At 73.5% G+C, this 11,708-nt stretch carries 11 protein-coding genes; 4 read left to right on the top strand and 7 right to left on the bottom strand.

The window, feature by feature from the left end:
* Positions 1–2: 2 nt before the first annotated feature.
* Entirely contained in the window at positions 3–1,505 is a 1,503-nt protein-coding gene (locus ABZZ17_RS17525) for a PLP-dependent aminotransferase family protein (RefSeq protein ID WP_356876859.1), read from the bottom strand.
* Between the two features lie 181 nt (positions 1,506–1,686).
* Here ABZZ17_RS17525 and ABZZ17_RS17520 point away from each other — a divergent pair, with 181 nt between their 5' ends.
* The 3 genes from ABZZ17_RS17520 (at position 1,687) to ABZZ17_RS17510 (ending at position 4,571) form a co-directional block, all read left to right on the top strand.
* Positions 1,687–2,457, top strand: a complete 771-nt coding sequence (locus ABZZ17_RS17520) for a glycerophosphodiester phosphodiesterase family protein (RefSeq protein ID WP_356876857.1) — start codon at positions 1,687–1,689, stop codon at positions 2,455–2,457.
* A gap of 67 nt (positions 2,458–2,524) precedes the next feature.
* Positions 2,525–3,895, top strand: coding sequence for an MFS transporter (locus ABZZ17_RS17515; RefSeq protein ID WP_356876855.1), 1,371 nt, complete (start codon positions 2,525–2,527; stop codon positions 3,893–3,895).
* 301 nt (positions 3,896–4,196) lie between these two features.
* Positions 4,197–4,571 carry an RNA polymerase-binding protein RbpA gene (locus ABZZ17_RS17510; protein WP_007262928.1) on the top strand — a complete coding sequence of 125 codons (375 nt, stop codon included), beginning with the start codon at positions 4,197–4,199 and terminating at the stop codon, positions 4,569–4,571.
* Positions 4,572–4,653: 82 nt separating this feature from the next.
* Here ABZZ17_RS17510 and fxsA read toward each other — a convergent pair whose 3' ends face one another.
* The 4 genes from fxsA to ABZZ17_RS17490 all read right to left on the bottom strand — a co-directional run bounded on the left by fxsA (position 4,654) and on the right by ABZZ17_RS17490 (position 8,564).
* Positions 4,654–5,253, bottom strand: coding sequence for an FxsA family membrane protein (gene fxsA / locus ABZZ17_RS17505; RefSeq protein ID WP_356876853.1), 600 nt, complete (start codon positions 5,251–5,253; stop codon positions 4,654–4,656).
* Between the two features lie 88 nt (positions 5,254–5,341).
* On the bottom strand, positions 5,342–6,109 hold the full coding sequence (locus ABZZ17_RS17500; protein ID WP_356876851.1) for a polyprenol monophosphomannose synthase: 768 nt from the start codon (positions 6,107–6,109) through the stop codon (positions 5,342–5,344).
* Between the two features lie 312 nt (positions 6,110–6,421).
* A complete protein-coding gene (locus ABZZ17_RS17495) occupies positions 6,422–8,056 on the bottom strand; it encodes an amidohydrolase (protein ID WP_356876849.1) in 1,635 nt (544 codons plus the stop codon).
* 67 nt (positions 8,057–8,123) lie between these two features.
* Complete coding sequence (locus ABZZ17_RS17490; protein ID WP_030011705.1) at positions 8,124–8,564, bottom strand: Lrp/AsnC family transcriptional regulator; 441 nt, start codon at positions 8,562–8,564, stop codon at positions 8,124–8,126.
* Positions 8,565–8,782: 218 nt separating this feature from the next.
* Between ABZZ17_RS17490 and ABZZ17_RS17485 the strand changes: the two genes are divergently transcribed.
* Positions 8,783–9,223, top strand: coding sequence for a hypothetical protein (locus ABZZ17_RS17485; RefSeq protein ID WP_356876847.1), 441 nt, complete (start codon positions 8,783–8,785; stop codon positions 9,221–9,223).
* A gap of 13 nt (positions 9,224–9,236) precedes the next feature.
* On the opposite strand, the gene ABZZ17_RS17480 is transcribed toward ABZZ17_RS17485, so the two are convergent.
* Positions 9,237–10,337, bottom strand: a complete 1,101-nt coding sequence (locus tag ABZZ17_RS17480; RefSeq protein ID WP_356876845.1) for a phosphotransferase family protein — start codon at positions 10,335–10,337, stop codon at positions 9,237–9,239.
* Between the two features lie 17 nt (positions 10,338–10,354).
* The gene (locus ABZZ17_RS17475) at positions 10,355–11,488 is read right to left on the bottom strand and encodes a hypothetical protein (RefSeq protein WP_356876843.1); all 1,134 of its coding nucleotides are present in this window, start codon (positions 11,486–11,488) and stop codon (positions 10,355–10,357) included.
* Positions 11,489–11,708: the final 220 nt, after the last annotated feature.

Here is an 11,708-nt window from a genome sequence, read left to right as displayed (position 1 = left end):
GGTCAGGCCACGAACGTGCGGGGCGGTTCCGCGCCGCCCCCGCCGGCGCCCGTGCCGACGAGGCGGGCCGCCGCCGCGAGCCGGGCGGCGGCCTCGTCGGCGACCGGGCCGCCCACCGTGAACGGCAGCCGGACATAGCCCTCGAAGGCGCCGTCCACCCCGAACCGGGGGCCCGAGGGCACGCGGACCCCGACCCGCTCCCCCACCTCGGCCAGCCGGGACCCGGACAGCCCCCCGGCGCGGGCCCACAGGGTCAGCCCGCCCCGCGGAACCTCGAACTCCCAGTCCGGCAGTTCCCGGCGCACCGCGGCGACCAGCGCGTCCCGGTTGTCCCGGGCCTGGTCCCGGCGGATGCCGACGGCCTCCTCCCAGCCCCCGGTCCGCATCAGCCAGTTCACCGCGAGCTGCTCCAGCACGGGGGTGCCGAGGTCGGCGTAGGCGCGCGCCGCGACGAGGCTGCGGATGACGTCGGGGGCCGCGCGGACCCAGCCGATCCGCATGCCCGCCCAGAAGGCCTTGCTGGCGGAGCCGACGGTGACGACCGTGCTGCCGGCGGGGTCGAAGGAGCAGACCGGGCGGGGCATGGCCAGGTCCGGGTCCAGCTGGAGCTCGGCCATGGTCTCGTCGGCGATCAGGACGGTCCCGGCGGAACGGGCGGCCTCGACCATCGCCCGCCGCTGGTCGTCGGAGGCGAGGGCTCCGGTCGGGTTGTGGAAGTCGGCGACCACGTAGGCCAGGCGCGGGGCGGAGTCCCGCAGGACCTGCCGCCAGACGTCCATGTCCCAGCCGGTCAGGCCTTCGGCCATGGCGACGGGCACGAGGCGGACCCCGGCGGCGCGCATCAGCTGGAGGATGTTGGCGTAGGAGGGGGACTCGACGGCGATCCGCTCGCCCCGGCCGGCGAAGAGGCTGCAGATGGCGTCGATGGCGCCCATGGCCCCGGTGGTGACCATGATCTGCTCGGGCATGGTCGGGATGCCGCGCTCGGTGTAGCGGTCGGCGAGCATCCGGCGCAGCGCGGGCAGCCCGGCCGGGTAGTCCCCGTGGGTGTGCGCGTAGGGCGGGAGTTCCTCCAGGGCGCCCTGGACGGCCTTGGTGAGCCAGGGCTCGGGGGCGGGGAGCGCGGCGCAGCCGAGGTCGATCATGGAGCCGAGGGATTCGGGCGGCAGCGGTTCCAGGCCGCGGGCCGGCAGGGGGTTCCCGGCCGGTACGGAGGTCCAGCTGCCCGCGCCGCGGCGGGATTCCAGGAAGCCCTCCCCGCGCAGGGCCTCGTAGGCGGCGGCGACGGTGGTCCGGCTGAGGGAGAGGGCGACGGCCAGCTCCCGTTCGGCGGGCAGCCGGGCCGCGACGGGGACGCGCCCTTCGAGGACGAGCAGGCGGATGCCGTCGGCCAGGACGCGGTACGCGGGCAGCTTGCGGGCTCCGGGCGCACCGGGGCGTTCCTGCTGCGAACCGATGAGCCGGGCGAGCTGCGCGGCACCGACCGCTGAGGTCCACTGAGCCATGGCGTCGGGTCCACCTTCGTCGGATTGGCCCCGTCGGGCGGGTTCGGGGGCCGGTATTGGATTGGTTGCGCGGGCCCAGCCTGTCACGGTGCGGTCCATTCGGGCCAGGTGGGTCCGCCCGTTCACCGCCGGGTCATGTGGCTGCCGCCGTCCCGGGGGATCCAGGGGGCATACTGCGGCCGTGACTCACGTACGCCTTCGCCACCCGTATCTGGACCACCCGGCTCCGATTCCCTTCGCCCACCGGGGCGGGGCCGCGGACGGGCTGGAGAACACCTCCGCCGCCTTCCGCCGGGCCGCCGCCGCCGGGTACCGGTACTTCGAGACCGACGTGCACGCGACGGCCGACGGCAAGCTCGTCGCCTTCCACGACGCGACCCTGGACCGGGTCACGGACGGGCACGGGCGGATCGCCGAGCTGCCGTGGAAGCGGGTGCGGGAGGCCCGGGTGGCGGGCACGGAGCCGCTGCCGCTGTTCGAGGAGCTGCTGGAGGAGTTCCCGGACGCCCGCTGGAACATCGACGTGAAGGCCGAGTCGGCGCTGCACCCGCTGGTCAACCTGGTCGCGCGCGCCGGGGTCTGGGACCGGGTGTGCGTGGGCTCGTTCTCGGAGAGCCGGGTGGCGAGGGCGCAGAAGATCGCCGGTCCGCGGCTGGCGACCTCGTACGGGGTGCGGGGGGTGGTGGGGCTGCGGCTGCGCTCGTACGCGATCCCGGCGGCCCTGCGGGTGGGGGCGGTCGCGGCGCAGGTGCCGGAGACCCAGGCGGGGATCCGGGTGGTCGACGGCCGGTTCGTACGCACCGCGCACGCGCGGGGACTCCAGGTGCACGTCTGGACCGTGAACGAACCGGAACGCATGGAAGCGCTTCTGGACCTGGGTGTCGATGGCATCATGACCGACCGGATCGACATCTTGCGCACGGTTCTGGACCGGCGGGGGGCCTGGGCCTGACGTGCCCGCTGGTCCCCGTGCCCGGTCCTGCGGACCGGGCGGTACGGGGACCAGCGAGGGGGCGCTCATGAGCGAGCGGACGGACAGCGAAACGGAATCCGGCGCGGAGGACGGCAGAGCCGCCGCCGCGCGCAAGCGGGAACAGCACGGCTGGTACTTCTACGACTTCGCGTGCTCGGTCTACTCGACGAGCGTGCTCACCGTGTTCCTCGGGCCGTACCTGACGGCGGTCGCGAAGGCGGCCGCGGACGCCGAGGGGTACGTCCACCCGCTGGGGATTCCGGTGCGGGCCGGGTCCTTCTTCGCGTACTCGGTCTCGGCGTCGCTGATCGTGGCCGTACTGGTCATGCCGCTGGCCGGGGCCGCGGCGGACCGCAGCGGGCGCAAGAAGCCGCTGCTGGCGGCGGCCGCGTACACGGGAGCGACGGCGACGGCCGGGATGTTCTTCCTGGGCGGCGACCGCTACCTGCTGGGCGGGCTGCTGCTCATCGTCGCGAACGCCTCGCTGGCGGTCTCGATGGTGCTCTACAACGCGTTCCTGCCGCAGATCGCCACCCCGGACGAGCGGGACACGGTGTCCTCGCGAGGCTGGGCCTTCGGCTACACCTCGGGCGCCCTGGTGCTCGTCCTGAACCTGGTGCTCTACCAGGGCCACGATTCCTTCGGGCTCTCCGAGGGCGCGGCGGTACGGATCTGCCTGGCGTCGGCGGGCCTGTGGTGGGGGGCCTTCGCGATCGTCCCGCTGCGCCGGCTGCGCGACCGGGCCGTGGTCCGCGAGGGCGGCGGGGCCGCGGCGGTGAGCGGCTGGCGGCAGCTCGTCGCGACGCTGAAGGACATGCGGCGCTATCCGCTGACCCTGTCCTTCCTGCTGGCGTACCTGATCTACAACGACGGGGTGCAGACGGTCATCTCGCAGGCGTCGGTCTACGGCTCGGAGGAGCTGGAGCTGGAGCAGTCCACGCTGATCGTCGCGGTGCTGCTGGTCCAGGTGCTGGCGGTGGCGGGGGCGCTGGGGATGGGCCGCCTCGCCCGCTCGTACGGGGCCAAGCGGACGATCCTCGGTTCGCTCGCCGCGTGGGCGCTGACGCTGGCGGCCGGATACTTCCTGCCGGCCCGGACTCCGGTGTGGTTCTTCGCGCTCGCCGCGATGATCGGGCTGGTCCTCGGGGGCAGCCAGGCGCTGTCGCGTTCCCTGTTCTCGCACATGGTGCCGGCGGGCAAGGAGGCCGAGTACTTCTCCGCGTACGAGATGAGCGACCGCGGTCTGAGCTGGATGGGACCCCTGGTCTTCGGGCTGACCTACCAGGTCACGGGCAGCTACCGGGACGCGATCATCTCGTTGGTGGTGTTCTTCGCACTGGGTTTCGTGCTCCTCGCGAGGGTGCCGGTGCGGCGCGCGGTGGAGGCGGCGGGGAATCCTGTTCCCGAGCGTGTCTGAGGACGGAACCGGCCTGGACGCGGATACGAATTCCGAACGAATTTCGACGTTGAAGCGAAGGGCCGGTAGTGTACGCCTTTGGCCTGCTAGCCGGACCGTTACTGCGCGCTTGATAAGTGTAGACGTTGGGTGACATCTGCTGCCAGATGTGACAAAACGGGCAGTGGTGGGTACAACAAGGGGCGGCACGACGGGCGACGCACGACCCGGAGCGGGAATCTATACCGCCGACCGGACGTTGACCGGATGACGACGACAGCGACACCTGTCCTGTGGGCGACAAGCCCGGGAGGCACGATTCATGAGTGAGCGAGCTCTCCGCGGTACGCGGCTCGTGGTTACCAGCTACGAGACGGACCGCGGCATCGATCTGGCCCCGCGCCAGGCGGTGGAGTACGCATGCCAGAACGGACATCGATTTGAGATGCCGTTCTCGGTTGAGGCAGAAATTCCGCCGGAGTGGGAGTGCAAGGCGTGCGGCGCCATGGCACTCCTGGTGGACGGGGACGGGCCCGAAGAGAAGAAGGGCAAGCCTGCGCGAACGCACTGGGACATGCTCATGGAGCGACGCACCCGCGAGGAGCTGGAGGAGGTGCTGGCCGAGAGGCTGGCCGTCCTGCGTTCCGGCGCCATGAACATTGCCGTGCATCCGCGGGACAGCCGCAAGTCCGCCTGACGGCGGACGGACATCACGGAAAAGCCGAGGGGCCCCGCCACACTGTGTGGCGGGGCCCCTCGGCTTGTCGTCCCTCCGGTCCTCAGGGGGTCAGCGGCGGACGGTAGCCGGTGTCCGGCCCCTGCCCGGGGGTGGCGGAGCCGTCCTCGCGGATGACCTCGCCCGGCACGACCTTCCCGTCGGGGAAGTGGATGCGGGCCTGCGTGAAGGCGTCGCCGAGACCGCCCGGTGCTGCGGCCGCCGCCATCCTGCGCTCCAGGGCGCGCTCGGTCCTGCGGGCGACCAGGGCCCGCACCGGCGGCAGCAGCAGGAGCAGTCCGGCCGCGTCGGAGAGCAGTCCGGGCATGATCAGCAGCAGTCCGGCCAGCATGGTCATGCCGTTGCCGGAGCCCTTGGCGGGCTGCGCGGTGGGCGCCTCGCCGGCCATGGCCTGAGCCTGGGCTTCCTGGAAGGTGCGGGTCAGGTTCTGGAAGGCCCGCCGGCCGGCACGCTTGATGACCACCACGCCGAGGACCATGGAGCCCGCGATCAGTGCCGCGACGGTCAGCCCGCCGGCCATTCCGGCGACCAGGCTGAGCAGCCAGATCTCCAGGATCAGCCAGGCGGCTACCGCCAGGGGGAGGAAGGTACGGGCGGGCGAGCGCCGCCGGGGGGCCGTCGAAGTGGGAACGCCGGTCGTCATACACCCAGTGTGCCTGGACCCGGTTAAAAGCGGCCTCAGTCGGAGGTACCGGGCATCCCCTAAGGGACGTCCGGGCTCACCACGGCCGTCAGGACGTGCGCTTGCCCCTGAGCTTGGCCGCGCGCTCCTTGAGGCCCCACTGGGTGACCCGCCACAGCGCCTCGACGACGATGTCCCTGCTCATCTTGCTGTCGCCGAGCTCGCGCTCGACGAAGGTGATCGGGACCTCGACCACGCGGAAGCCCTTGCGGACGGCGCGGCGGGCCAGGTCGACCTGGAAGCAGTAGCCCGCGGAGGCGACCTCCTCCAGGCCCAGCCCCTCCAGGGTCTCGCGGCGGAACGCGCGGTAGCCGCCGGTGACGTCCCGGATCGGCACGTCCAGCATCAGCCGGGAGTAGGTGGAGCCGCCGCGGGAGAGGAACTCCCGGCTCTTGGGCCAGTTCACGACCCGGCCGCCCGGCACCCAGCGGGAGCCGAGCACCAGGTCGGCGCCCTGCAGCGCGGTCAGCAGCCGGGGCAGTTCCTCGGGCCGGTGGGAGCCGTCGGCGTCCATCTCGACGAGGACCCCGTAGCCGTGTTCCAGGCCCCAGGCGAAGCCCGCGAGGTAGGCGGCGCCGAGGCCTTCCTTGCCCTTGCGGTGCAGGACGTGCACGTGCTCGTCCTCGGCGGACAGCTCGTCGGCGAGCTTTCCGGTCCCGTCGGGGCTGTTGTCGTCGGCGACCAGGACGTGGGCCTCGGGCACCGCGGCGCGCACCCGGCCGACGATCAGGCCGATGTTCTCCGCCTCGTTGTACGTCGGAATGATCACCAGGGTGGTGCCGAGCGGCCCGTTGGTCCGCTGTCCGCCGTCGCTCACTGGGTCCCCTTGCGTGTTCCTCGACCAGCCCGCCTCGTCCAACCGGTCACAGCAGGATGATTTTAGAACAGCGATCGGGGCCGGCGGGCCTTCGGGCCGGCTCGGCTCCCGCTGGCTGCGGGTCACCGTGACCGTTGTCTACTGGACCGCCGGGCCCCGATCCGGGGCCACCTGCCGCCCGGCGAAACCTTCCCTCGCCCCCGAGGCGCGGGTGCGCTGAGCAGACGGCTCCGTCCGGCACGGGCGTCCTGTGGTGGACCCGGCCGAACCTATCCGGCCCCGGCCGCCCGCACCGAACGGAGGCCGGGCGGATCACCCCTGTGGCCGTACGAATGCCTCCCGGCCGTCGACCACCGTCGCGAGGCACACCGGCAGGTCGGCGCCGGGGCTCAGATCGGGCAGGCCGGGGGTGCCGGAGCGCGGGTCCGTGGACCACCGGGCGACCCGGTCGTCGGGGGCCTGGACCACCAGCTCGGCCGTCTGCCAGATCGCGTAGTCGGCCGGGGCTCCGGGGACGAGGATGCCCGCGTCGTCACGGCCCACGGCCCGCCAGCCGCCTCGGGTGTGCGCGGCGAAGGCGGCCCGTACGGAGATCCGGTGCCCGGGGGTGCGGTGGAACGCGGCCGCGCGGACCGTCCCCCACGGGTCGAGCGGGGTCACGGGCGCGTCCGAGCCGAAGGCCAGCGGGACGCCCGCCTTCAGCATGGCCGCGTACGGGTTCAGGGTGCGGGCGCGGTCGACGCCCAGCCGGTCCGCGTACATCCCCTCGTCCCCGCCCCAGGCGGCGTCGAAGGCGGGCTGCACGGAGGCGGTCAGGCCGAGTTCCGCGAAGGCGGCGATGGTGGCCGGGGTCATCATCTCGGCGTGTTCGACCCGGTGCCGGGCCGCGCGGATCCGGGCCAGGCCGACCTCCTCGGCGGCCGCCCGCACCCCCTCGACCACGGCGGCGACGGCGGCGTCGCCGATGGCGTGGAACCCGGCCTGGAGGCCCGCCCGGGTACAGGCGGCCACGTGTGCGGCGACCTCGGCGGCGTCCAGGTAGCCGGTTCCGGTGTGCGGGGCGTCGGCGTACGGGGCGTGCAGGCAGGCCGTGTGCGAGCCGAGGGCCCCGTCCACGAAGAGGTCACCGGCGGCGCCGACGGCGCCCAGGGCCTTGGCCCGGTCCAGGTCCCGGTCGGCCCAGTAGCCGAAGACGCGCGGCCCGGGCCGCTCCGCCGCCAGCTCCAGCAGGGCCGCGAAGTCCTCGGCGGAGGAGATGTCCGGCCCGCCGCACTCGTGGACGGAGCCGATGCCGAGGGAGGCCGCCCGGTCCAGGGCGGCCCGCTGGGCCTCGGCGCGCTGGGCCGGGGTCACGGCGGCGAGCGCGGCCCGCCGCACGGCGTGGTGGTCGTCGCGGGTCAGCGGCTCGTCCCCGTCGGGCCGTACCGCGGGGACCAGCTCCAGCAGGGCGGTGGTCACCACCGCGGAGTGGACGTCGATCCGGCTGAGGTAGAGCGGGCGGCCGCCGGTCGCCTCGTCGAGCTCCGTCCGGCGCGGGGCGCGGCGTTCGGGCCAGCGGGCGGCGTCCCAGCCGTGCCCGAGGAGCACCCGGTCGGCGGGCCGCCGCGCGGCGTACGCCCGGACGAGTTCCAGCGCGTCCGGCAGCGAACGCGCGCCCGTCAGGTCCAGGCCGGTGAGGGCGAGGCCGGCCGAGGTGGTGTGGACGTGGGCGTCGGTGAAGGCGGGCGTGACGAGCGCCCCGCCGAGGTCCACGACCTCGTCCACGCCCTGCGCGAAGGCGTCGGCGGCGCCCTCCGAGCCGACCCAGGCGACGTGCCCGCGCTCGACGACCATCGCGGTGGCGAAGGGGTCGGCGGGGCTGTGCACCTCACCGCCGCGCAGGAGGACGGTACGGGCGGGTGCGGTGGCTCCGGCGGCGTCGGCGGAGGTGGCGGTGCGGTCAGTCATGCCGACCAGTCTGACCCCTGCGCGGGACCCGCCGGGACCCGGGTGCGCGACCGGGCCCGGCCCGGGGTCACACGCGCGGCGGTCGTGCCTCGTAGGGGGTGGAGAGGACCACGGTCGTCCGGGTCGAGACGTGGGCCAGGGCGCGCAGGCGTCCCAGGAGGTCCTCCAGCTCCAGGGGCGTGGCGACCCGGACCTTGAGGATGTAGTTCTCGTCGCCCGCCACGCTGTGGCAGGCCTCGATCTCGGGCACTCCCGCCAGCCGGTCCGCGATGTCGTCGGGGGCACTGGGATCGAACGGCTTGACCGAGATGAACGCGGTCAAGGGCAGCCCGACGGCCTCCGGGTCGACGACGGCCGCGTAGCCGCGGATCACTCCGCGCTGCTCCAGGCGGCGTACTCGCTGATGGACCGCCGACGTGGACAGTCCGGTGGCCTTGCCCAGGTCCGTGTAGCTCATCCGCCCGTCCCGCACGAGCAGATCCACGATCTGGCGGTCCAGCTCCTCCATTGCGCTCATAGCCGCTCAACCTATTGCCCAGGACCGCTCCAGGCACAGCGGTGTCCACGCAGAAGTGGCACCTGCGCCGGGCATGTGACGAAAGCCACAGGGGTGTACGGGCGTACACCCGGCACTTGTGGTTACTCGTGCCGCGCGACGGGAAGTGCTTGCTGTGGCCGTGGCCGAAGAACCTTGCCCGCCCGGCCCATCCAAGGGGGAGTACATCCATGCCGAACACCAAGCGCGCCGGTCGCACCGAACCGGAGCCCCTGGAACTGCTCGAGAACGCGTACGCGGACGACGAGGACGACCTCGAATTCGGCGAGGGCTTCGACCTCCACCACGTGGTCTGCCCCGACTGCGGACAGTCGATCGCCCTCGTCGCGGACGAGGAGCACCTCCCGCAGCACGCGCTCTGCCTGACCCCGTGGAACCCCTTCGGGCTGACGGTGTGCGCGGGCACGGGCCGGCCCGTGTCGGACGCGCTGGCGACCGTGGGCGTGCTCCAGCCCGAGCAGCAGGAGCTGGAGGTCGTCCACCTCGACCTGCCGCAGGGCCTGGACTGGCGGACGCAGCCGTTCTCGCACGTCGGCGGTCCGGGCTCGCGCCCCGTACGGCCGGTGGCGGCCCCGCTGCCGCAGATGCGCCGGCACGCGCAGGCCGCCTGAGTCCGGTTTCCGGCTACCAGTACGTTCCCTGCACCATGGCGGCCAGTCCGGCGTGGTGCAGGATCAGGCCGTCGGGATCGGCCGGGATCTCGACCTCCCCGAAGTACGCCTGCCGGTAGGCGATGCGCAGCATGACGATGCCGTGCCGCAGGGCGGCGTACAGGGTGTGGAACTCCATGTTCCGCGGGATGTGTCCGGACAGCTCCGCGTAGCGGCGTTCCAGGTCCTCGCGGCGCAGGAAGTCCGGGAGGCCGGGCTGGCCGAAGCCGACGGTCAGGTCCTGGAAGAAACGGTGCAGGAAGACCGTCCAGCCCAGGTCGAGCTCCCGTGGACCGTAGGCGGCCATCTCCCAGTCCAGGACCGCGACCGGTTCGAAGCCGTCCGGCCGGTAGACCACGTTGCCGATGCGGGCGTCGCCCCAGGTGAGGACGGGCTCGCCCTCGTCGGCCGGCCAGAGTTCCTCCAGCCGGTCGAAGGCCCGCTCGACCAGCGGTGAGGGGGCCAGTCCGGCCACCACCCACGCGTAGTAGGCGCGCTGCGCGTCGACGTGCCGGCGCAGCGGACTGCCCTCCCCCGGCGGCAGCAGGAACGCGGCCTCCTTCGCCGGGAACTGCTCGTGCAGCCGGGCCAGCAGCGAGACGCTGGCCTCCTGGAGGACGGCGCGTTCCGCGTCGCTCGCGGCGTGCAGCCAGTTGCCCTCGTACGTGTAGGGCATCACGTCCGGCGGTACGCGGCCTTCCGCGCGGGCCATGACGAAGAAGGGCGCGCCCAGCGGCGCCGGATCCTCCTCCAGCCACTGCACGCGCGGAACGGGCAGGTCCGTGTACCGGGCGACCAGGTCCATCACCCGGTGCTGACGGGGCATGTCGTAGGTGGGGAACACGGTGTAGGCCGCCGGGTCGGCGGCGAGCCGCAGCGCGCACGCGCGGAGCGGGGTCCGCGGGTGCTCGATGTCGAAGAGCAGGGTCTCGCTCGACATGCCGTTCGAGCCGGGGACGGAGACGTTCGTGACCCGCGCGCCGGGGAGCCGCACGTCGAGCCAGGCGGCGAGGCGCCGGCCGAGCTCTTCCGGCTCACGGGTGGAGGTACGGGGACGGGGAGCGGTGGCCGCCATGTCGGGCCTCTCTGTGGTCAGGGGGCGACGGAGGAGTAGTCCGTGAAGCCGCTCGGGTCGTGGCGGCCGAAGCTGCCGTGTTCGAAGACGCCGTGGCCGACGCGGCCGTCGAGGGTGAAGCGGGCCGAGTGGTCGGTGACGCCGAAGGCGGCCATGGGGTGGGCGGCGGGGTCGGAGAGGTCGTAGACCCGCCGGTCGGTCCAGCCGCGGCCCTGCCAGCTGCCGTGCTGCCAGTCGGCGGCGGGCGGGTAGCCGGCGCCGACGGCCAGCGGGGAGGAGGCCAGGATCTCCACGCCCAGCTCCAGGGGCTTGCGGGAGGGGTCGGTCAGGTGGACGACCGCGCCCTCGGGGTGGCGGGTGCCCGGCCGGTAGCGGATGTCGGTGTGGGGCCAGCCGAGCTGGACGTCGCGGCGGCCGCTGCCCTCGGGGAAGACCTGGACGGCCTCGCTGAGCGTGCGGTGGCCGTCGGCGTCCTCCTGGGCGATGACCATGAGGAAGCGGTCCTCGAAGCGGACCGGGATCCAGAGCCAGTGGAAGCCCTCCGGGCGGTGCTCCTGCGCGGCGCGCCCGCCGTCCTCGCCGGGGATCGGGCGGACGCCCCAGCTGCGGTCGCGGGTGCCCGTCCACTCCCCCGCGCTCACCGTGAACTCCTCTCCCCCGGCGCGGATGCGGCCGGTGACGCCGCCCGCCTGGACGAAGCGGCGGCCTTCCAGCATCAGGCGGTCGCCGCGGCGCTGGACGTGGTGGGGCTCCCACACCGCGGGGAACTCGCCGGTCCAGGTGAGTTCGTACGAGAGCCCGTCCGGATCCGCCGGGTCGGGGTCGCACCGGAGGGTGAACCTCTTGAGCGGCACGTCGACGGTGATCGAGAGCGGGCCGACCGAGAGGCTCATGCGGTCGTCGGTGAGGGCGTCGGAGGCGCGGACGGCGCGGAGCTGGTCGCCGGTGCGGAAGGTGGCGTAGGCGTCGATGACCCCGGCGTTGGGGTAGACCCCGAGGCCGAGGATGAGGACGGCCCGGCCGGCGTGGTCGAAGACGTGGAAGATGCAGCGGTCGTAGGCGTTGCGGTCACCGCTGACCACGTGCTTCATCGACAAAGGGGCCTGGTGGACGGGGTATTCGTCGAGGGGGACGGGTCGGTCCGCGGGCACGGCAAACCTCCTGGGCGCGGGGGCGGGAGCTGCACAGCGGACATGACGGTACGTCAGAAACTTGGCCGGGGGCCATAGTTGTGGCACATCCTGACAGCACGGCACGACCGGCCAGGCGCATGCCCCGGCCCCCGTGCGCGGGCTCCCGAGCGCCCCGGGCGGACCGGCGTGCGCCCGGGCCGCGGCGGCGCGCGGGGCGGGCGGTGGGAGGGGTCGAACG

This window comes from Streptomyces sp. NPDC006512 (assembly GCF_040611935.1).
Classification (GTDB): domain Bacteria; phylum Actinomycetota; class Actinomycetes; order Streptomycetales; family Streptomycetaceae; genus Streptomyces.
The sequence above is the reverse complement of the archived record's forward strand: the minus strand, read 5'-3'. Positions and strand labels throughout refer to the sequence as shown.